The following is a 20,306-nucleotide window of genomic DNA, read 5'->3' on the forward strand; positions in this document are numbered from 1 at the left end:
GAACTCACGCCCCGGAACGCAGAACTCGCAAGCAGGAACGTGGGACTCGCACCACGCGCGAGTCCCACGCTCACGCACGCGAGTCCCACGCTCGGGGGCGCGAGTTCTGCGTTCGAGCGCGCGAGTCCCACGCTCGGGGGCGTGTGTCACATCGCGCGGTAGTCGCGTGGCGAGAACCTGGGGCCGAAGCGTGGGCGCGAGAACCCGGCCGCCTCCAGGTACCGCACCGCGCGCTGCCGGTGTGGCGCGTAGGGCGCCAGCACCTCCGCCAGGCCCTCGTCGTCCAGGGGCTCGCCGAGCAGGGCGTACCCGACCACCGCCGGGATGTGGAAGTCGCCGAAGCTGACTGCGTCCGGATCGCCCCAGGCGCGCTGCGCGACCTCCGACGCGGTCCACACCCCGATGCCCGGCACCTTGCGCAGCCACGCGCGCCCCTCCGCACCGCGCAGCTCCACCGCCTTCTCCAGCCGATGCGCGACCTGCGCCGCGAAGATCAACGCCTTCCGCCTGCTGTGGTCCACGCCCGCGCGGTGCCAGGTCCAGTCCGGAATGGACATGATCGCCTCCGGCGTCGGCGTCACCCGCATCCCCGCCGGGGCCGGGCCCGGAGCCGGCTCGCCGAACCACCGGCACAGCTCCCGCCACGACCGGCGCGCCTCGTAACCGGTGACCTTCTGCTCCAGCACCGCCGGGACCAGCACGTCCCACACCCGCCCGGTCGCGCCGAGGCGCAGCCCCGGCATGCGGCGCCGCACCTCGGCGATCCGGTCGTGGTGCGAGACGAACTCGCTGTCGTCGTCCTCGGCGCCGACCAGCGCGGGCACGCCGTCGAGCAGCCGGTCCGCCCCCGGGCCCCACGCCGCGGCCTCGATCTCGCCGTCGGCGAACCGGCGCAGCACCAGCGTTCCCGGCCCGTCGGCGGTGTTGCCGGTGAGCCACGTCCGGCCGTGCTCGTCCGCCCGCAGGCACGGATCGCCCTTGCCCCGGCGCAGCGGCCGGAGGACCGCGTCGAGGTCGAGGGTGAACGGCGGGCGGTACCGCATCAGGCGTCGCTGGAGAACCGGATCGAACCGTCGGGCAGGGTCACGTCCGGCCACACCCGGGCGCCGTCGAGCAGCTCGCACCCGGCGCCGACGACCGCGCCGTCGCCGAGGACGACGCCCTTGAGCACCGCCCCCTTGCCGACGCGCGCGCCCACGCCCAGCACGGAGTTCTCCACAACGGCATTCTCCGCCACGGACACCCGGTCGAACAGCACCGACCCGCCGATCCGCGCCCCGGACGCGACGTGCGCCCCGGCGCCGATGGTCGAGCCGCCGGTGACGGTCGCGTCCGCGGCGACGTCCGCGCCCTCCAGGACCAGGGCCTCGCCGGCCGGGCCGGGCAGCGCCGAGGTGGGGGCCAGGCCGCGCACCAGGTCCGCGCTGCCGCGCACGAACGCCTCCGGGGTGCCGACGTCGAGCCAGTAGGAGGCGTCGACGAACCCGTGCAGGTGCGCGCCGCCCGCCAGCAGGCCGGGGAACGTCTCGCGCTCGACCGACACGCGGCGGCCGGCCGGGATCGACTCCAGCACCGGGCGGCGGAACACGTAGCAGCCGGCGTTGATCTGGTCGGTCGGCGGGTTCGGGGTCTTCTCCAGGAACGCGGTGACCCGCCCGTCGGCGTCGGTGGGCACCGAGCCGAAGCGGCTCGGGTCCTCGACGCGCTGCAGGTGGAGGGTGACGTCCGCGCTCGTGTCGAGATGGGTCTGGACCAGTGCCCGCAGGTCTGCGCCGGAGAGGATGTCCCCGTTGAAGATGACCGCGTGGTCGGCGCGCAGGTGGCCGGCCACGTTGCGGATGGCGCCGCCGGTGTCCAGCGGCTCGTCCTCGACGACGTACTCGACTTCCAGCCCCAGCGACGCGCCGTCGCCGAAGTGCTCCTCGAACACCTCGGCGCGGTAGGACGTGCCGAGCACCACGTGCCGGATCCCCGCGGCGCGGATGCGGGACAGCAGGTGGGTCAGGAACGGCACGCCCGCGGTGGGCAGCATCGGTTTCGGGGCGGACAGGGTCAACGGCCGCAGGCGGGTTCCCTTACCGCCCACGAGCACCACGGCATCGACATCAAGCTCCGATGTCACCTCGAAATCCTTCCCGTTATCACGCACCGGTGGGCGACAAGCCGCGGGAAACAATGACGGCGACGGCCCGGAGGGCCTACCCTAGACAGCACACGGAGGGCCCCGTTCGGAGAGGGCCCACGTCGAGTCGGGAGGCCTAGGGGATGGACCCCCGCGATCGAGCGGATGCTCTGCTGGCCAGGGCACAGTCCCGGGGTGCGTTCGTCGTGACGCCGGACGCCGCGACCTCGCCGATGGACGCTTCGACCACGCAGCAGATCCCCCGAGACGTGGTCGACGAGATCGACGCGGACGACCCGGACACGACGGCCGTGGTGCCGGCGTCGGTGATCGAGTCGGTGCAGGGCAGCCTGCCGGACTCGAAACCGGACACGCGGGTCGACCTGCGGCCGGTACAGCCGGAGGAGGAGGTCGACGGCCTGGTGCCGACGACCAAGACGCAGACCGGGAACTCCGATTTCGCGCGGCGGCTGGAAGGCCTGTAGGGCCGGGTTACCTGCCGCGCGTCTCGAACTTCAGGCGCACCTTCAGACCCAGCTTCACCGCGGCCAGCACCGGCTTCCAAGCGAGGCCCTGGTGGCGGTCGGCGAGGTAGCGGTAAGCGCTCTCGTGGTGGGCGGCCAGCATCTTCTTCGGCGCGCGGGACGTGGCCTTGCCACCGATGTGCGTGACCGCGGCGGAGGGCACGTACACGTTGTGCCAGCCGGCGCGGCCGATGCGGTCGCCGAGATCGACGTCCTCGAAGTACATGAAGTAGCGGGTGTCGAAGCCGCCGACCGAGTCCCAGGCCGCGCGGCGGATGAGCTGGCACGAGCCGGACAGCCAGCCGGAGGTGCGTTCGCTCGGGGCGGCGTGTTCCTGGCGGTAGGCGCGGGTCCACGGGTTGGCGGGCCAGATCTTGCCGAAGACGGCGTGGCCGACGCCGCGGCCGAGCGAGGGCAGCAGGCGGGCGGAGGGGTAGACGGTGCCGTCGGGGTCGCGGATGAGCGGGCCGAAGGCGCCGCCGCGGGGCCAGCGCTGGGCGGCTTCCAGGAGGGTGTCCAGCGAGCCGGGTTCCCATTCGAGGTCGGGGTTGGCGATGACGATCCAGCCGTAGCGCTCGTCGAGGGTCGCCACGCCGCGGTTGGCGCCGCCGCCGTAGCCGAGGTTCTCGCCGATGCGCAGGACGTGCGTGTTCGTGCGCTGCTCGGCCCGGTCGAGGGCGTCGTCGGTCGAGTCGTTGTCGGCGACGACCACGTGGACGTCGCGGGTGGTCGCCTTTTCGAGGCTGTCGAGGAAGCGGTCGAGGTCCTCACCGGGGAAGTACGTCACGACAACCACGGCGACCCCGTCGCCGTAACGGCTCGGCTCGGTCACGCGGGCCATTGTGCCCCCACTACGCAACGCAACAAGGCAGGCACCCCACGATCACGAACCGCGGCGGTCCGCTACCGCACGGAGTGACACGACTACACCCCGGCAGAATTGCGGGAATGTCGGTCCACGCCTTCATCGACGAGTCCGCCCGTGCGGGCACCTATCTGCTGTGCGTCACGCTCGTCGAGCCTGCCCACCTCGCGACTACGCGCCGGGCGTTGGCGAGGCTTCTGCTGCCTGGCGCCCGCGAGCTGCACTTCTGCAAGGAGAAGCCTCCGCGCCGGAGACAGCTGGCGGACCGGATCGCAGCCCTGCCCGTCTCGTCTCGCGTCTACTTCGGCAGATGCGATCGCAAGGAAGAAGAACGCACGCGGCAGCAATGCCTGAAGCAGATTGTGAACGACCTGCTGGAGCTACGAGCGCATCGAGTGGTGCTGGACAGCCGCGACTCGCGGGATGTGCATGACCGTTCAACGCTGCAGCGCTCGCTGGGTTCGCATCCGTCGAAGACGGAGCTGACCTACGAGCACCTCGACTCCGCCGTCGAGCCCCTGTTGTGGATCTCGGACGCCGTTGGCTGGTGCTACGGCGCCGGCGGGGACTGGCGGCGCCGGACGATCCCGGTCCTGCAGGATGTGATCGAGCTCTGAACAGCGCAAAGCCCGCGAGACGACCGTCCGGACGCGTCGCGGGCTCACTTCTCGGCCCCACCGGGGCCTCGCATCAACGACTATACCCCATCCGGCCGAACACCGTCCAACGGCTATTGCTCCCGCTTGTGCAGGTGCCACGCCTTGGCGTACGCCTCGCGGTGTTTCTCCGCGCTCGTGGCCCACGAGAACTCCTTCGCGCGCCTCTGGGCGGCCGAGGCGAGGAACGCGCGCCGTGCGGGGTCGTCCAGTAGCTCGCCCAGCGCGACGGCCACGTCGCCCGGGCCGACGCCGCAGTACGCGACCGCGTCGCCGCCCACCTCCGGTAGCGACAGGCGCCGCGTGGTCAGCACGCACGCCCCGCAGGCCATCGCCTCCAGGACCGGCAGCCCGAAGCCCTCCCCGAGGCTCGGGTAGGCCACCAGCTCCGCCCCGCCCAGGAACCCCGCCAGCGAACCGAACGGCAGGTACCCGGCCCGGATCACCCGCAACCGCAACGGCGCCGCCGCCAGCGCCTTCTCCACCTGCGTGTCCCAGCCCGGCTGCCCGGCCAGCACCAGCGCCGGCGGGTCGGGCCGGTGCTCCACCGCCTTCACGAAACCCCGGATCAGCGCCGGCACGTTCTTCCTCGGCTCCAGCGCCCCCAGGAACGCCACGTACGGCATCCGCTCCAGCCCGATCGCCGCCCGCGCGGCCCGCACCGCGTTCGGCGTCGGCGGGTGGAACCGCTCGACGTCCACCCCGTGCTCGATGATCGCCGGCTGCCGCCGCACCCGCGCCACCCGCGCCAGCTCCGACGCCGTCGCCTTCGACGGCACCACGCACAACGTCGCCCGCTGCAGCGCCGTCCGCGTCCAGCCGCGGAAGAACCGCGCCTTCACCGACGAGTGCAGCACCGCGTCGGTGAAGAACGTCGCGTCGTGCAACGTCACCACCGACGCCGACGGCCCCGCCAGCGGCATCGTGTAGTGCGGCGAGTGCACCACGTCCACACCCAGCCGCCGCGCCAGCGACGGCAGCGTCGTCTGCTCCCAGATCAGCCGCGCGGTGCGCGTCGCGGTGGACTGGACCGCCGGGACGACCCGCGAGTGCGGCGCGAGCCGGTCGAAGAGCCGGAAGTCCCGCGGCTGGCAGACCACGGTGATGCGCGCGCCGTCGTCGTCCAGGGCCGCCACCAGCGAGTCCACGTAGCGACCGACCCCGCCCCGGTCCGCAGGCACGGCCGTGGCATCGATCAGGACGCTGGGTTCGCCTCTTCCCACTCGTGCAGGGTACGGCTGATGAGGATCGCCGTGGTCGGGAACTCACGAAGTGGTGCGGTCGTGCACGACCCAGACGGCCCGCGCCGCACCCGCCCAGGAGAACGCCGCGGCCCGCGCCCGTCCACGACGTGCCAGGTCAGCCGCGCGTTCCGGGCTGGTCAGCACGTCGGTCAACGCCGCCGCCAGCGCCGCCGCGTCCCCGCGCGGGAACGCCACGCCCGCTCCCCCGGCGACCTCGACCAGCGCTGGAGCGTCCGAGTGCACCACCGGCACCCCGGCCGCCATCGCCTCCAGCACCGGCAATCCGAAGCCCTCCGCGACGCTCGGCGCGGCCAGCACGGACGCCCGCCGCAGCACCGCCGCCAGCGCCACGTCGGTCAACCGGCCCAGAACCCGCACGTCGGCCCGGTTTCCGGCCATCGCGACGGGGTCCAGACCACCCCAGCCCGGCTGACCGGCGAGCACCAGCGGCACCCCGACCCGCTCCATCGCCCGCACCAGGACGTCGATCCCCTTGCGCGGCTCGATGGTCCCGACCGCCAGCACATAGCGGTCCGGCACGTCCACCTCGGGCAGGTCGTCGCGGGTGAACACCTCCGCCACCCCGTGCCCGGCCACGGTCACCGGCACCGCCACGGGCACCCGCGTGCGGAGGTCGTCGGCCACCGCCCGCGTCGGCACGACGAGTCCCGAAGCACGCCGGGCCGCCCGCGCGATCATCGCCCGGTGCCAGCGCACCCCCCGTGGCGTCAGCGTTTCCGGATGGGTCCACGGCACGGTGTCGTGCACGGTGACCGACAACGTCCGCCCGCGCGGCACCCGCGCCGGGGCCAGCGGGGTCGGCGCGTGCACCGCGTCCCCGCCCGGCCAGTACGGCAGCCCGGCCTGCCACGCCGCGACGAGCGCCCGCGGCGGCAACGGCAGCATCCGCGCACCGGGCAGCCTCTCGGCGTGCCGCGCGGTGACGCTCGACACCGTCCACCCCGGCGGCGCGGTCTCGGCCAGCGCGCGCAGCAGCTCGGCGGTGTAGCGGCCCGTCCCGCCGGGCACGGGCGCGAGCAGCTGCTCGGCGATGACCACGAGTTCCGGCACGGCCCGTATTCTTCCGGTGTGCCGATCCGCAGCACCGTCGTGGTGGTCACCTGGCGCGGTGCCGCGCACATCACCGCCTGCCTGGACGCCCTCGCCGCCCAGACGCGCCCCCACCGGCTGCTCGTGATCGACAACGCCTCCGACGACGGCACCGCCCGCCTGCTGGCCACGCACCCGTCCGCGCCGGAGGTCCGCCGGCTGCCCCGCAACGCCGGGTACGCCGGCGCCACCGCCCACGCGATGTCCGAAGTGGACACCGAGTTCACGGTGTGGCTCAACGACGACGCGGCCCCCGCCCCGGACTGGCTCGCCGAACTGGAGGACCACGTCGGCGACGCCGCGGCCGCCGCGTCCCGCCTCGAACACGCCGACGGCCGGGTCCAGTCCCTCGGCGTGAACCTCACCCCGGACGGCCACGGCTACGACACCACGGAGACCCCGGCGTTCGCCTTCTGCGGCGGCGCCGCGCTGATCCGCACCCGCACGCTCCGTGACGTGGGCGGGGTGCCGTCGAGCTTCTTCTGCTACTACGAGGACACCGACACCGCGTGGCGCCTGCGGCTCGCCGGCCACGACATCGTGACGGTCCCCACGGCACGTGTCACGCACCGCCACGGCGCCAGCACGCACCCGGGATCCGCGAGGTTCCACCGGTGGAACGAACGCAACCGGCTGCTCACTCTCCTGCGCTGCGCCCCGGCCACGATCGCCGCTCGCGAGCTGGCCCGGTTCGCCGCGATCACCGCCCTGCTGCCGCTGAAGCGGAACGTGCCGGAGGCGCCCAATTTCCGCCTCGGCCTGCGGTGCCGCGTCCTGGGCGAAGTGATCCTCCGGCTGCCCGGCGCGCTGGCCGCGCGGAAGTCGATCACGCGCCGCTCGACGGTCCGCCGAGGCGCGGTCTGGGCGGCCTGGACCTCCCGATAGTCTCTGCCGGACACACGCGAGTACGGAGGTCGGGCGTTGGTCCAGGGGGACACACCACTGCCGCTGGTCTCGGTGATCTTGGTGAACTACCGGGGTGCGGCGCACACGATCGCCTGCCTGCGCGCCCTGCGCGAGGACCTCGACTACCCGAACCTCGAGGTGCTGGTCGTCGACAACGCCTCGGGCGGTGACGACGTCGCGCGCATCAAGGCCGCGGCGGGCGACGCGCGGGTGATCGAGTCGGACACCAACACCGGCTTCGCGGGCGGGTGCAACCTCGGCGCCCGGCACGCCCAGGGCAGCGTGCTCGCGTTCCTCAACAACGACGCCCGCCCGGACGCGGCGTGGGCGAAGGCGGCGGTCGAGGTGCTGCGCGCCGAACCGACCGTCGCCGCCGTGGCCAGCAAGGTCCTGGACTGGGACGGCACCGGCGTGGACTTCGTGGACGCGGGCCTGACCTGGTTCGGCATGGGCTACAAGCGGCACGCGGGCGGACCGCTGGCCGACGTCGCGCCCGGCGAGCACGACGTCGCCAAGGACGTGCTGTTCGCCACCGGTTCGGCGATGTTCGTGCGGGCCGACGTGTTCCGCGCGCTCGGCGGGTTCGACGAGCGCTTCTTCATGTTCTACGAGGACGTCGACCTGGGCTGGCGGCTCAACCTGCGGGGCTGGCGCGTGCGGTACGTGCCGGAGTCGATCGCCTACCACCGCCACCACGGCACGATGTCCGAAGTGGACGCCCCGGACACCGGCCGCGAGACCTTCCTGTTGGAGCGCAACGCTCTGGCCGCCCTCTACAAGAACCTCTCCGACGAGACGCTGGCGAAGGTGCTGCCCGCCGCGCTGGCGCTGGCCGTGCGCCGCGCCACCGCCCGCGGCGAGCTGGACCCGACGCAGCTGGACCTCGCCAAGGCCGGTCCGGTCGAGACCGCGCCGGTGCCGATCCCGCGCACCACGCTGGCCGGGGTGCTGGCCATCGACCAGTTCGTCGAACTGCTGCCGTCGCTGGCCGAGTCGCGCGCCGCCGAGCAGGCCACGCGCGTGCGCACCGACGCCGACCTGATCCCGCTCATGCGCAAGGCCCTGGAGCCGGCCTATCCCCTGCCGCGCTACCTCGCCGCGCACGACGTGCTCGCCGAGGTCTTCGGCATCGAGGCCGTGTTCGGGCAGCGCCGCAAGGTCCTGGTGATCACCGGCGACGCGATCACCGACCGCATGGCGGGCCCGGCGATCCGCGCCTGGAACATCGCCACGGTCCTGTCCGCCGAGCACGACGTGCGCCTGGTCACGGTCAACCCGCTGGCCGCGCCGCCGCCCGCGCCGTTCCCCGTCAGCGCGGCGAAGAAGCGGGACCTGACCGAGCCGGTCGCGTGGGCGGACATCGTGATCCTGCAGGGTCACGTGCTGGAGATGGCGCCCGCGCTGAAGGCCCAGGACTCGAACAAGATCGTGGTCTGCGACCTGTACGACCCGATGCACCTGGAGCTGCTGGAACAGGGCAAGAGCGCGCCGGACGACCGCCGCGCCGCCGATCTGGCCGGGGTGACGCGGGTGCTGGACGCGCAGCTGCTGCGCGGTGACTTCTTCCTGTGCGCGTCGGAGCGGCAGCGGTTGTTCTGGCTGGGCCACCTGGCCGCGCTGGGGCGCCTGTCGCCGCGGCTGTACGACGCCGACCCGACCACGCAGTCGCTGCTGTCGGTCGTCCCGTTCGGCCTGTCGCCGGAGCCGCCGGTGCGGACCGGCCCGGGCCTGCGGTCGACGCTGGGCATCGACGGCAGCGACCGGGTCGTGCTGTGGGCGGGTGGGGTCTACAGCTGGTTCGACCCGCTGACGCTGGTGCACGCGATCGACCGGCTGCGGCAGCGACGGCCTGACGTGAAGCTGGTGTTCCTCGGGATGAAGCATCCGAACCCCGAGGTCGCCGAGATGGACATCGGCGCGCGCACGATCCACCTGGCCGACCGGCTCGGGCTGACCGACAAGCACGTGTACTTCAACGAGCAGTGGGTGCCCTTCGGCGAGCGACAGAACTGGCTGCTCGACGCGAACTGCGGGGTGACGACGCACTACGAGCACGTCGAGACCACGTTCGCGTTCCGCACGCGGGTGCTGGACTACCTGTGGGCCGGCCTGCCGATCGTGACCACGGACGGTGACGCGTTCGCCGACCTGGTGCGCGACGAGAAGCTGGGTGTCGTGGTGCCGGCCGAGGACGTGGACGCACTGGCCGACGCGCTGGAGCGGGTGCTGTACGACGAGGACTTCGCCGCCGGGTGCCGCGCGCGGATCGAGGTCGTCGCGCAGCGGTTCGCGTGGCCGACCGCGCTGGCGCCGCTGGTGGAGTTCTGCCGCAACCCGCGCCCGGCGGCCGACCGGCTGATCGGCGCGGCCCCGCTGACCGCGGAGGAGCCGGTGCGTGGCGCGGAGGCGGTGCGGCGGGATCTGGCCCTGGTCAAGGAGTACCTCGCCGACGGCGGCCCGAAGGAGCTGGCGCGGCGGGTCGCGGGCCGGGTGCGGAAGGTTGCCCGCCGTCGTGGCTGAGCGAGCGCTTCGGGTCCTGCTGGACGGCACGCCGCTGCTGGGTGACCGGACCGGCATCGGGCGCTACACGGCGTCCCTGGCCGAAGAGCTCGCCTCGATGTCCGATGTGGACATGCGTGCGGTGGCGTTCACGTTGCGTGGCTGGCGCCGGTTGCGGTACGTGCTGCCGCACGGCGCGCGGGCTCGCGGCATGCCGGTCGCCGCGCGGATGCTGCGCAAGGCGTGGCTGCGGTCGGCGTTCCCGCCGATCGAGCTGTTCGCCGGCCGGGCGGATGTGGTGCACGGGACCAACTTCGTGCTGCCTGGCGCGGTGCGGGCCGCGGGTGTGCTGACGATCCACGACCTGGCGTTCCTGGACGCGCCGGGCGAGCTGCCGCCGAGTGACCGGGAGCTGCCGGAGCTGGTCCGCCGCGGCGCCGCCCGCGCGGACGTGATCTGCACCCCGACGGCGGCGGTGGCGGACGCGGTGGCGACGCGGCTGGACGTGGACCGGGCGAAGGTCGTGGTGACGCCGCTGGGCGTGGACGCGGCGTGGTTCACCGGACGCCCACCGGACGAGCCGATGCGCGAGCGCCTGGGGTTGCCCGAGCGGTACCTGCTGTTCGTGGGCGCGGCGGGTCCGCGCAAGGGCCTGGACTGGTTGCTGAAGGCCCACGCCGCGGCGGAGGACCTGCCGCCCCTGGTGTTCTCCGGTCCGGGGCCCGCGCCGGGGAGCCCGCGGAGCCGGCGGCTGGGGTACCTGTCCGAGCGGGACCTGCACAACGTGATGGCGGGGGCGGCCGCGCTGGTGCTCCCGTCCCGGGACGAGGGGTTCGGCCTGCCCGTGCTGGAGGCGCTGGCCTCGGACGTGCCCGTGGTGTGCTCCGACATCCCCGCGCTGCGCGAGATTTCGGGCGGCTTCGCGCACCTGGCGCCCTACGGCGAGGTGGACGCCCTGATCGCCGCCCTGCGCGAGGCGGTCGCGGAACCCCCGCTGGCATCGAGGTCCATCGAGCGACGCGCCCACGCGGCGAGCTTCACGTGGCGCCGGACAGCGGAGACGACGCTGGCGGCCTACCGGCAAGCCACGCAGCGCTAGCGCGAGCCCCGAACACAACCCAGCGACCACCCACCCAAGGCGACGGGCGTGCCCTTGGTCATCCCGGAGCCTGCCTGTCCGGCGAGGACATCTTTTGATCTTTTCCCGACCGCGCGTCATCCCTGCCGGGCGGGCCGGATCACCAGCTCCCCGATCTCCACGTCGTCCGGCTGCTCGATCGCGAACGCGATGGCGCGTGCCACCGCCTCCGGGCTGATGCCGAGGTCCGCCATCGCCCGCTGGGCCGCCTCCCGCCGCGCCGGATCCTCGACGTGATCGACCAGCTCGGTCCGCACGTAGCCCGGCGAAACAGCGGTCGTCCGCACCACCCCGTCGGTCGACTCCTGCCGCAGTGCCTCCAGCACGGTACGCACCGCGTTCTTGGTCCCCGCGTACACAGCCTGGGTCGGCACGATCTTCAACCCCGACGTCGACACCGTGGTGACGAAATGCCCCCGCCCCTGACGGCGGAAAACCGGCATCGCGGCGGCGATCCCGTACAGGACACCCCGCAGGTTGACGTCGATCATCGCGTCCCAGTCGTCCACGTCCAGATCGGCCACCGGCGCGAGACGGGCGACGCCGGCATTGCTCACCAGCACGTCGAGCCGCCCGAACCGGTCCACCGCCAAGGCCACCAGCTCCGCCACACCCGCCCGCTCGGTGACATCGACCGCCAGCATCTCCGCCCGGCCACCCTCGCCCCGGATGCGCGCCACCAGCGCGTCGAGCCGATCACCTCGCCGGGCCCCCAGCACGATCGCCGCGCCCCGACCCGCCAGCTCCAGTGCCGTTGCCTCACCGATGCCGCTGCTGGCTCCGGTGATGGCGACGACCTTGCCGTCCACTCCGCTCACGACGGACCCTCCCCCTAAGCTGACAACTGTCCGTTTACTGTACCGGACAGTTGTCCGCTCAGCGAAGGAGGAGTGCCGTGCCCGCTCGCCGATCGGACGCCGCGGCCAACCGGGACCGCATCGTCGAGGCCGCGCGCGCCGAACTGGACACCTCCGACGACCTGAAGCTCCACGCGGTCGCCAAGGCCGCGGGCGTGGGCCAAGGCACCCTCTACCGGCACTTCCCGACCCGCGAGCACCTGCTCGCCGAGGTGTACCGGCACGAGATGACCCAGCTCGTCGACGCCGTCGCACCGCTGCTGGCCGAGCACCCCCCGCTCCGCGCGCTGACCGGCTGGCTGGAGCGGCTGCTCGGCTACGCGCGGGTCAAGCGCGGCGTGATGGCGGCGATCGAGGCCTCGGCGTGGCAGGACCTCTACACCGACCAGCACCACCGGCTGGACGAGGCGCTCGGGATGCTGCTGGAACGTGGGAAGGCCGCCGGCGAAGTGCGCGAAGAGGTCGACGCCGCGGACGTCATCCTGCTGCTGGGCGCGTTGTCCCGAGTCCCCGAAGCCGAGTGGGACGCGCGGGCCCACCGGATCGTGGCGGTCATCGTGGACGGTCTGCGTCCCCGTTGAGGTAGGCGTGCAGCGCCTCCCGCCAGGGCCGCAGCGGCGTGAGCCCGGCCCGCTGCCACGCCTCGTTGGACAGCACCGAGTACGGCGGCCGCGGCGCCGGCCGGGGGAACTCGGCCGTCGTGCACGGCTCCACCCGCTCCGGGTCCGCCCCCAGCTCCTCGAAGATCGCCCGCGCGAAGCCGTACCAGGTGGTCTCGCCGGCGTTGGTGCAGTGCAGCACCCGCCGCTGCGGCCCGTGCCCGCTCACCACGGCCCGGCCGAGCTCCAGCAGCCCCGCGGCCAGGTCGGCGGCCGACGTCGGCGAGCCGCGCTGATCGTCCACAACGGACAGCGTGTCCCGCTCGCCTTCCAGGCGGCGCATGGTTTCCACGAAGTTCGACCCGCCCGCGCCGTACACCCACGCCGTCCGCACGACCCACGCCCGCGCCCCGGACCCCAGCACGGCGTCCTCACCGGCCGCCTTGGTCCGGCCGTACGCGCTGCGCGGCCCCAGCGGGTCCTCCGGCTCGTACGGCCGCGACGCGTCACCGGGGAACACGTAATCGGTCGACACGTGGATCAGCGGCACCCGCCGCGACGAACAGGCCGCCGCCAGCACCCGGGCGCCGTCGGCGTTGATCCGGAACGCGCGCGGCTCGTCGGTCTCCGCCGCGTCCACCGCGGTGTACGCGGCGGCGTTGATCACCAGCGGGCTGCGCCCGGCCTCCGCGGCTTCGGCGGCCAGCGCGTTGACCGCGGCGATCACCGAACCGGCGCTGGTCAGGTCGACTTCGCCCGACGACGGCGCGACCACCTGGACCTCGGACGAGGCGAGCGCGGACAGGGCGCTGCCGAGCTGCCCCGTTCCGCCGGGCACGAGCACACTGAGCATCGTCACTTCCCCACCAGCGCGGCGCGCCGCTTCAGCGGCTCCCACCACGCGCGATTGTCGGCGTACCAGCGCACGGTATCCGCCAGACCCTCGTCGAAGGAAACCCTCGGCGCGTACCCGAGCTCGGTGCTGATCTTGGTGATGTCCACCGAGTACCGCCGGTCGTGCCCCTTGCGGTCGGCGACCCGCTCGACGCGCTCCCAGCCCACCCCGACCGCGGCCAGCAGTCGCTCGGTCAGCTCACGGTTGGTCAGCTCCGTGCCACCACCGATGTTGTAGATCTCCCCCGGACGGCCGCCGTCGGCCACCAGCTGGATGCCGTGGCAGTGGTCGTCCACGTGCAGCCAGTCACGAACGTTCAGCCCGTCGCCGTAGAGCGGGACTGTGAGCCCGTCCAACAAGTTGGTAACGAAAAGCGGGATGACCTTCTCCGGGAACTGGTACGGCCCGTAGTTGTTCGAGCACCGCGTCACGCACACGGGTAGTCCGTGCGTCCGGAAGTAGGACCGCGCGATCAGATCGGAGGACGCCTTCGACGCCGAGTACGGCGAATTCGGCTCCAGCACGTGGTCTTCCGACCACGATCCGCTCTCGATCGAGCCGTACACCTCGTCCGTCGAGACGTGCACGAACTTGCCCACCCCGGCGTCCAGCGCGGCCTGCAGCAGGGTCTGCGTGCCCAGCACGTTGGTCAGCACGAAGTCGGCGGAGCCGAGGATGGAGCGGTCCACATGCGACTCGGCGGCGAAGTGCACGACCAGGTCGACGCCCTGCACGACCCGGGCGACCACCTCCGCGTCGGTGATGTCGCCCCGCACGAACCGCAGCCGCGGCGAGTCCGCGACCGGCGCCAGGTTGGCCTCGTTGCCGGCGTAGGTGAGCTTGTCGAGCACCACCACCTCGGCGTCGGCGAGCGCCGGGTAGGCCCCCGAGATCGCCTGCCGGACGTAGTGCGAGCCGATGAAACCCGCGCCCCCGGTCACCAGGACCCGCATCGCCTGCTCCTCCTCAAGATCGTCATGGACCAGCCCACGGCCGCTTCACTCACCCGAACAGTAATCTGGTGGCATTCACCCGGGTCGGGGGCTGGGAGGGAGCGAGTGTGACCGACGGGCTTACCACCCGCCTGGAGGCCGCGGACGAGGTCACGTGGCCCGCGCGGCCCATCCCGTCTCCCAGACGACGGCGCCACCGCATCGCCGTCATCGTCCGGCGCGGCGGCAAGCTCGTCGTCGCGCTCGTGTCGGTCGCGGTGCTCACCATCACCTGGTACGGCTGGCAGTTCATCGGCGACCCCAACTCCGGCCTGTCCACCACCCAGGTGTTCGACGAGGAACTGCACGCGGTGCCGCTCGACGGCGCGATCGACATCCTGCTGGTCGGCATGGACAGCCGCACCGACGCGCAGGGCAACCCGCTGCCCCGCGAGGTGCTGGACATGCTGCACGCCGGCGAGTCCGACGGCGAGAAGCAGACCGACACCATGATCCTCGTGCACATCCCGCAGGACGGGCGCCGCGCGGTGGCGATCTCGTTCCCCCGCGACTCGTGGGTCGAGCTGGCCGGCGGCTTCGGCAAGCACAAGCTCAACGGCGCGTTCGTCTACGCCTACAACGACAAGTTCAAGGAACTCCAGCAGCAGGGCGTCGACCTGGAAACCGCCGACGAGCAGGCCAAGGTCACCGGCCGGAAGAACCTGATCGCCACGCTGGAGACGTTCATCGGCAAGCCCGGCATGATCGACCGATACGCCGAGGTCAACCTGGCGAGCTTCTACGAGGTGACGCGGGCCCTCGGCGGCGTCGAGGTGTGCCTCAAGGCGCCGGTGCGGGAGCGCAAGTCCGGGGTCGACCTGCCCGCCGGGCGGCAGACGGTCGAGGGCGTGCAGGCCCTGGCGTTCGTGCGGCAGCGCTACGACCTGCCGGGCGGCGACCTCGACCGCATCGCGCGGCAGCAGGCGTTCCTGTCCGGGCTGGCCCGCAAGATGCTGTCCCGGGACGTGCTGGCCAACCCCGGCAAGCTCTCCGACGTCATCACCGCCGTCAAGAAGTCCGTGGTGCTCTCCGACAACTGGGACCTGCCCGAGTTCGCCGCCCAGATGCGCGGGCTCAACGGCGGCAACATCGAGTTCCGCACCATCCCGGTGATCGGCAACGCCACCATCGGCGGCGCGGACGTCGTGCGCGTCGACCCGCAGGCCGTGCACGCGTTCGTCGACCAGCTCACCTCCGACTCGGGCGCGCCGGCGTCGAGTTCGGCCACCCCCACGTCGCCGGCCCGGACGTCGTCCAGCGCGCCACCCACCTCGAGCCGGCGGCCCGCGACGACGACGAGCACCCCGGTGGTGACCTCCTCCTCCCCCGCGCCGCCGCCCATCACCGCGGGCGACGTGCCCTGTGTGAACTGACGCCCCGGTGCCTTAACCTGGTTCCAGGGGATGACGAGGGGGGAGACACGGGGATGGACGACGAGCCGAAACCGACGCCCTACCCGCGGTCGACGGCCCCCGCCGAGGAGCCGCCGGCCGAGGAAGCGCCGCGCCGCCGTCGTCACCCGTTCCGCGCGACCGGGAAGGCGGTGGTCGCGCTGGTGTGGGCGTTCGTGCTGGCCGCCACCGGGTACGCCTGGGCGACCTACCACGAGGTGCAGGGCAACGTGCACACCACGGATGCCCTCGACCTGCCCGAGGACAAGCCGGCGCCGCCTGCCGACGACGGGGGCGACGACATCCTGCTGGTCGGCGCGGACGCCCGCACGGACATGCAGGGCAACGCGCTGCCGCTGCAGGTGCTCAAGACGCTGCGCACCGAGCAGACCAGCGGGGTGAACACCGACACGATCATCGTCGTGCGGATTCCGAAGAACGGTGCGAAACCGTTCGCGGTGTCGATCCCGCGGGACACCTGGATCGACGTGCCGCGCGGCGGACAGGGCAAGATCAACTCGGTGTACGGCCTCGCCAAGCAGGCGAAGGCCGACGAGCTGCGGGGCCGGGGCAAGCGGGATTCGGCCGAGGTCGAGCGCGACTCCGACCAGGCCGGGCGGCAGGCGCTGGTGCAGGCGGTGCAGGACTTCACGCAGGTGCGGATCGACCACTACGCCGAGGTCAACCTGCTCGGGTTCTACCTGATCACCGAGGCCCTCGGCGGGGTCGAGGTGTGCCTGAACCACGCGACCGAGGACAAGGACTCCGGCGCCGACTTCCGAGCCGGGGTGCAGACCGTGTCCGGCGGCGAGGCGCTGTCGTTCGTGCGGCAGCGGAAGAACCTGCCGCGCGGGGACCTGGACCGGATCGTGCGGCAGCAGGCGTTCCTGTCCTCGGCGCTGCACCAGGTGCTGTCGGCCGGGGTGCTGGCGAACCCGGGCACGCTCGGCGACCTGACCGACGCGCTGCACCGGTCGCTGGTGCTCGACCCGGACTTCGACCTGCTGCAGTTCGCGGACAAGGCGAAGGGGCTGGCGTCCGGGGACGTCACGTTCACGACGATCCCGGTGATCACGATCAACGGCCGCAGCCCGGACGGGGAGCAGAGCATCGTGGAGGTCGACCCGGTGGCGGTGCGGCAGTTCTTCGCCGGGCTGGCCGGGCGGAGCCCCGGTTCGGGCGGCGGGGCGGCTCCGGGTGGCGCGGTGGTGCAGGCGGTGCCGGCGGGGGTCACCTGCGTCAACTAGGTTGATGTGGTGTCCCTGACCGATGCGTTGTTCCGTCCCCTGCTGGCCCAGCCGGGGAAGCCGCTGATCACCCACTACGACGACGCCGCGGGCACCCGGGTGGAGCTGTCGGTGGCGACGACCGCGAACTGGGCCGCGAAGACGGCGAACTGGCTGGTCGAGGAGTTCGACGTGGAGCCGGGCGATCCGGTGGCGGTGGTGCTGCCCGCGCACTGGCAGACGGCCGGGGTGCTGCTCGGGGCGTGGTGGTGCGGGGCGGAGGTGGTCGCTTCGCCGTCGGGTGCCCGGGTGGCGTTCGTCGCGCCCGGCGGTTCCGGCGAGGGCGCCGAGTCCACGGCGGTCGTGGCGCTGGACCCGATGGGGCGGGGGCTGACCGCACCGGTTGCGGGCGCGCTGGACTACCTCAACGAAGCACGCGCCTACGGCGACGACTTCAGCCCGATGATCCCCATCTCCGGCGACACCCCGGCGCTCGCTGGTTCCACTGTGGACGAAGTGCTGTCGGAAGCCCGTGGCCGGGCGGAAAAGCTCGGTTCCGGCGCACGGGTGCTGTCCACTGTGGAGTGGGCCGTGCCGGAGGGTGTGCTGGAGGGCCTGCTGACCCCGTTGTCAGCCGGCGCCCACCTGGTGCAGATCTCGAACCCGGACCCGGCGAAGCTGGACGACCGCCGAGCCGCCGAACGGACGACGGTCGACCTGCTCGCCTAGGCGGTCTGCAGTTCGGCCTTGCGTGCCCGCCGGCCGAGGAGCAGGTGGTCCAGCGAGAGGCGCCCACCGTTGAACCCGAGCGCGAGGGCCGCGGCGCCGAGGACGAGCACGAGTTCGTAGCCGCCCTGGCCGGTGAGGCCCGCGTCGAGGTGGACCCAGAAGATCGCGCCGACCATGTCCACGGCGAACAGCACACCCAGCACGGGCAGCGCGGCGCCCAGGATGAACGCGGCCGCGCCGATCGTTTCGAGGACGATGACGAAGAGGGCGGACAGGGTCGGCAGTGGTACGCCGATGCCGCTCATCATGGTGGTGACACCGTCCAGGCCGGTGTCCCATTTCTGCAGGCCGTGCGCGAGGAAGACCACACCCACCGCGACCCGGCCGACGAGCGCCGCCACGTCCTTGACTCGGTCGTACATCCCTGCTCCCCGTTCTTGTTGAAGTTTCAACTAGCGGCACCGACGGTACCGGAGCGAGGTGAGCGGGTGGTGAAATAACCACATTTTGGACATGAACAGGTGAGCAGGGCCACAGGCGTGGTCACTGCTTCGGCAGGAGGGGCTCCAGCTCGGCAGCCAACTCCCGCGCGGCGTCACAGGCGCGCGCACGCTGTTCCGCACGCAGCATCGTCGCGGTCGCCACGGCGCGCCCATGCGCACCGACCTTCAGCGCGAAGTCACACATACCCTGCCCCGCGCCGAACGGCTCCCCTTGGCGCGCTTCCCGGCCGTTGACGGTCGCCGGAGCGCTACCGGGTACTTGCCTTGAGTACTCCGAAAGCCCCTGAACGGGATCAAGCGCAAGGGAATACGTCCCGTAATCAGGCTTGGAAGCATGGCATTCGTTGCGCGCGGTCTTCCGCTCGCCGGGCGCGAATCCCTCACCTTCGAGCAACTGACCGAGGACGGTGCACGCGTCCATGTCGGCCAACGCTTCCTCGGGGGACCTGGCGGAAGGCGAGGCAGAGACTTCTTCGGCGGGCGATGGCATCCCGGCAACAGTTTCGGAACATCCGGCCATCGCCAGGAGGACGGCACCAGAACCGGCAAGAAGGCAGATGTACCGCGACAGACGAGTCACTCGACACTCATTCCTTGAATCGCCGGAGGTGCCTCTCGGCTTCATCATCGGCAGCATCAAAGTTGCGGATCGCCACGTCCAACGCTTGCCGCAGGTTGTCCAGACCGGCCGTCAGCATGTGGAACACCGGGACCGATGAGCGATCGTCCGAGTCCAGCGCTTGCCGAACCGTGCCTGGCTGCCGCAGGAAGCCCCCGCAAAAAGAAGCGGCGCGGCGCCCAACCCGGGCACCGCGCCGCCAAAAAACCTCTCAACCCTTCAACAGAGCCCGCGCCATCACCATGCGCTGGATCTGGTTCGTGCCCTCGTAGATCTGCGTGATCTTCGCGTCGCGCATCATGCGTTCCACCGGGAAGTCGCGGGTGTAGCCGGCGCCGCCGAACAACTGCACCGCGTCCGTCGTCACCGACATCGCCACGTCGCTCGCGTACGACTTCGCCGCCGAGGCCATGAAACCGGCACGCGCGTCGCCGCGTTCGGTGGCCGCCGCGGAGGCGTACACCAGGTGCCGGGCCGCCTCGATCTTCGTGCCCATGTCCGCCAGCATGAACTGCACGCCCTGGAACTCCGCGATCGCGCGGCCGAACTGCTTGCGCTCCTTCACGTACGCGACCGCCGCGTCCAGCGCGCCCTGCGCGATGCCCAGCGCCTGCGCCCCGATCGTCGGGCGCGTGTGGTCCAGCGTCCGCAGCGCCGTCTTCAAACCGGTCCCCGGCTCACCGATGATCCGGTCCGCCGGAATCGTGCAGTTCTCGAAGTAGATCTCCCGCGTCGGCGAGCCCTTGATGCCGAGCTTGCGCTCCTTGGGCCCCACCGAGAAGCCCGGGTCGTCCTTGTGCACCACGAACGCCGAAATCCCGTTCGACTTCTTCGGCGCGTCCGGGTCGGTCACCGCCATCACCGTGTACCACGTCGACTCGCCGGCGTTGGTGATCCACGCCTTCGTCCCGTTCAGCACCCAGTGGTCACCGTCCAGCCGGGCGCGGGTGCGCATCGACGCGGTGTCCGAGCCGGCCTCCCGCTCCGACAGCCCGTACGACGCCGTCGCCCCCGCCGCGATCTCCGGCAGGACCAGCTTCTTCAGCTCCTCCGACGCCGACAGCAGGATCGGCTGCGTGCCCAGCTTGTTCACCGCCGGGATCAGCGACGCCGACGCGTCGACGCGCGCGACCTCCTCGATCACGATGCACGCCGCGATCGCGTCCGCGCCCTGACCGTCGTAGGCCTCCGGGATGTGCACCGCGTTGAAGCCGGACGCGTTCAGCGCCTTCAACGCCTCGTACGGGTACCGCTCCTGCTCGTCCACCTCGGCGGCGTACGGCGCGATCTCCTTCTCCGCCAGCGCACGCACGGCAGCACGCAGCTCTTCGTGCTCCTCGGCCAGCTGGTAGAGGCCCGGGGTCTCCGACACCTGCGTCACCTTTCATCGAGCGGGTAAGAAGTCCGTCATCCATGTTAGTGCTCGTTCAC

20 protein-coding genes are annotated in these 20,306 nt (G+C 72.1%); 9 read left to right on the forward strand and 11 right to left on the reverse strand.

Features of this window, described 5'->3' with window-relative positions; genetic code table 11:
• Positions 1 to 146 precede the first annotated feature (146 nt).
• Together D0D28_RS14620 and D0D28_RS14625 are read right to left on the reverse strand one after the other, a co-directional pair.
• Entirely contained in the window at positions 147 to 1,043 is an 897-nt protein-coding gene (locus tag D0D28_RS14620) for a DNA-3-methyladenine glycosylase family protein (RefSeq protein ID WP_116110935.1), read from the reverse strand.
• On the reverse strand, positions 1,043 to 2,122 hold the full coding sequence (locus D0D28_RS14625) for a sugar phosphate nucleotidyltransferase (protein WP_116110936.1): 1,080 nt from the start codon (positions 2,120 to 2,122) through the stop codon (positions 1,043 to 1,045). Before D0D28_RS14625 ends, D0D28_RS14620 begins: the two co-directional genes overlap by 1 nt.
• A 206-nt stretch (positions 2,123 to 2,328) precedes the next feature.
• On the opposite strand from D0D28_RS14625, the gene D0D28_RS14630 reads away from it, so the two are divergent.
• Positions 2,329 to 2,607: a hypothetical protein gene (locus D0D28_RS14630; protein WP_094006899.1), complete on the forward strand. Its 279-nt coding sequence runs from the start codon at positions 2,329 to 2,331 to the stop codon at positions 2,605 to 2,607.
• 7 nt (positions 2,608 to 2,614) lie between these two features.
• Here D0D28_RS14630 and D0D28_RS14635 read toward each other — a convergent pair whose 3' ends face one another.
• Positions 2,615 to 3,487 (reverse strand): glycosyltransferase family 2 protein, encoded by an 873-nt coding sequence (locus D0D28_RS14635; protein WP_094006900.1) that lies wholly within the window; start codon positions 3,485 to 3,487, stop codon positions 2,615 to 2,617.
• A gap of 107 nt (positions 3,488 to 3,594) precedes the next feature.
• Here D0D28_RS14635 and D0D28_RS14640 point away from each other — a divergent pair, with 107 nt between their 5' ends.
• The gene (locus tag D0D28_RS14640) at positions 3,595 to 4,128 is read left to right on the forward strand and encodes a hypothetical protein (protein ID WP_116110937.1); all 534 of its coding nucleotides are present in this window, start codon (positions 3,595 to 3,597) and stop codon (positions 4,126 to 4,128) included.
• Positions 4,129 to 4,241: 113 nt separating this feature from the next.
• Here the strand turns inward: D0D28_RS14640 and D0D28_RS14645 are convergent, their stop codons facing one another.
• Positions 4,242 to 5,390 (reverse strand): glycosyltransferase family 4 protein, encoded by a 1,149-nt coding sequence (locus D0D28_RS14645; RefSeq protein ID WP_116110938.1) that lies wholly within the window; start codon positions 5,388 to 5,390, stop codon positions 4,242 to 4,244.
• 42 nt (positions 5,391 to 5,432) lie between these two features.
• Entirely contained in the window at positions 5,433 to 6,482 is a 1,050-nt protein-coding gene (locus D0D28_RS14650; protein WP_094006903.1) for a glycosyltransferase family 4 protein, read from the reverse strand.
• Positions 6,483 to 6,500: 18 nt separating this feature from the next.
• On the opposite strand from D0D28_RS14650, the gene D0D28_RS14655 reads away from it, so the two are divergent.
• From D0D28_RS14655 to D0D28_RS14665, 3 genes are read left to right on the forward strand one after another with little or no spacing between them, the layout of a single operon-like run.
• Entirely contained in the window at positions 6,501 to 7,406 is a 906-nt protein-coding gene (locus D0D28_RS14655) for a glycosyltransferase family 2 protein (RefSeq protein ID WP_094006904.1), read from the forward strand.
• Between the two features lie 36 nt (positions 7,407 to 7,442).
• Complete coding sequence (locus D0D28_RS14660) at positions 7,443 to 9,947, forward strand: glycosyltransferase (RefSeq protein ID WP_116110939.1); 2,505 nt, start codon at positions 7,443 to 7,445, stop codon at positions 9,945 to 9,947.
• Positions 9,940 to 11,025 carry a glycosyltransferase family 4 protein gene (locus tag D0D28_RS14665; protein WP_116110967.1) on the forward strand — a complete coding sequence of 362 codons (1,086 nt, stop codon included), beginning with the start codon at positions 9,940 to 9,942 and terminating at the stop codon, positions 11,023 to 11,025. Before D0D28_RS14660 ends, D0D28_RS14665 begins: the two co-directional genes overlap by 8 nt.
• A gap of 116 nt (positions 11,026 to 11,141) precedes the next feature.
• Here the strand turns inward: D0D28_RS14665 and D0D28_RS14670 are convergent, their stop codons facing one another.
• Positions 11,142 to 11,882 (reverse strand): SDR family oxidoreductase, encoded by a 741-nt coding sequence (locus D0D28_RS14670; RefSeq protein WP_116110940.1) that lies wholly within the window; start codon positions 11,880 to 11,882, stop codon positions 11,142 to 11,144.
• Between the two features lie 77 nt (positions 11,883 to 11,959).
• Here D0D28_RS14670 and D0D28_RS14675 point away from each other — a divergent pair, with 77 nt between their 5' ends.
• Positions 11,960 to 12,502: a TetR/AcrR family transcriptional regulator gene (locus D0D28_RS14675; protein WP_094006908.1), complete on the forward strand. Its 543-nt coding sequence runs from the start codon at positions 11,960 to 11,962 to the stop codon at positions 12,500 to 12,502.
• On the opposite strand, the gene rfbD is transcribed toward D0D28_RS14675, so the two are convergent.
• On the reverse strand, positions 12,474 to 13,373 hold the full coding sequence (gene rfbD / locus D0D28_RS14680; RefSeq protein WP_198958299.1) for a dTDP-4-dehydrorhamnose reductase: 900 nt from the start codon (positions 13,371 to 13,373) through the stop codon (positions 12,474 to 12,476). The genes D0D28_RS14675 and rfbD overlap by 29 nt on opposite strands.
• Before the next feature lie 2 nt (positions 13,374 to 13,375).
• Complete coding sequence (gene rfbB / locus D0D28_RS14685) at positions 13,376 to 14,368, reverse strand: dTDP-glucose 4,6-dehydratase (protein ID WP_116110941.1); 993 nt, start codon at positions 14,366 to 14,368, stop codon at positions 13,376 to 13,378.
• Positions 14,369 to 14,475: 107 nt separating this feature from the next.
• On the opposite strand from rfbB, the gene D0D28_RS14690 reads away from it, so the two are divergent.
• The 3 genes from D0D28_RS14690 to D0D28_RS14700 are packed head-to-tail and all read left to right on the forward strand — an operon-like array spanning position 14,476 to position 17,753.
• The gene (locus tag D0D28_RS14690; protein ID WP_116110942.1) at positions 14,476 to 15,780 is read left to right on the forward strand and encodes an LCP family protein; all 1,305 of its coding nucleotides are present in this window, start codon (positions 14,476 to 14,478) and stop codon (positions 15,778 to 15,780) included.
• A gap of 53 nt (positions 15,781 to 15,833) precedes the next feature.
• Complete coding sequence (locus tag D0D28_RS14695; protein ID WP_116110943.1) at positions 15,834 to 17,045, forward strand: LCP family protein; 1,212 nt, start codon at positions 15,834 to 15,836, stop codon at positions 17,043 to 17,045.
• Between the two features lie 9 nt (positions 17,046 to 17,054).
• A complete protein-coding gene (locus tag D0D28_RS14700) occupies positions 17,055 to 17,753 on the forward strand; it encodes a TIGR03089 family protein (protein WP_094006940.1) in 699 nt (232 codons plus the stop codon).
• Here the strand turns inward: D0D28_RS14700 and D0D28_RS14705 are convergent.
• The 3 genes from D0D28_RS14705 to D0D28_RS14715 form a co-directional block, all read right to left on the reverse strand.
• Entirely contained in the window at positions 17,750 to 18,175 is a 426-nt protein-coding gene (locus tag D0D28_RS14705; RefSeq protein ID WP_094006913.1) for a DoxX family protein, read from the reverse strand. The genes D0D28_RS14700 and D0D28_RS14705 overlap by 4 nt on opposite strands.
• Before the next feature lie 121 nt (positions 18,176 to 18,296).
• The gene (locus D0D28_RS14710; RefSeq protein ID WP_162831071.1) at positions 18,297 to 18,836 is read right to left on the reverse strand and encodes a DUF3558 domain-containing protein; all 540 of its coding nucleotides are present in this window, start codon (positions 18,834 to 18,836) and stop codon (positions 18,297 to 18,299) included.
• A gap of 250 nt (positions 18,837 to 19,086) precedes the next feature.
• A complete protein-coding gene (locus D0D28_RS14715; protein ID WP_094006915.1) occupies positions 19,087 to 20,256 on the reverse strand; it encodes an acyl-CoA dehydrogenase family protein in 1,170 nt (389 codons plus the stop codon).
• Between the last annotated feature and the right edge of the window lie 50 nt (positions 20,257 to 20,306).

The organism is Amycolatopsis ruanii, from assembly GCF_003385175.1.
GTDB lineage: Bacteria > Actinomycetota > Actinomycetes > Mycobacteriales > Pseudonocardiaceae > Amycolatopsis_E > Amycolatopsis_E thermalba.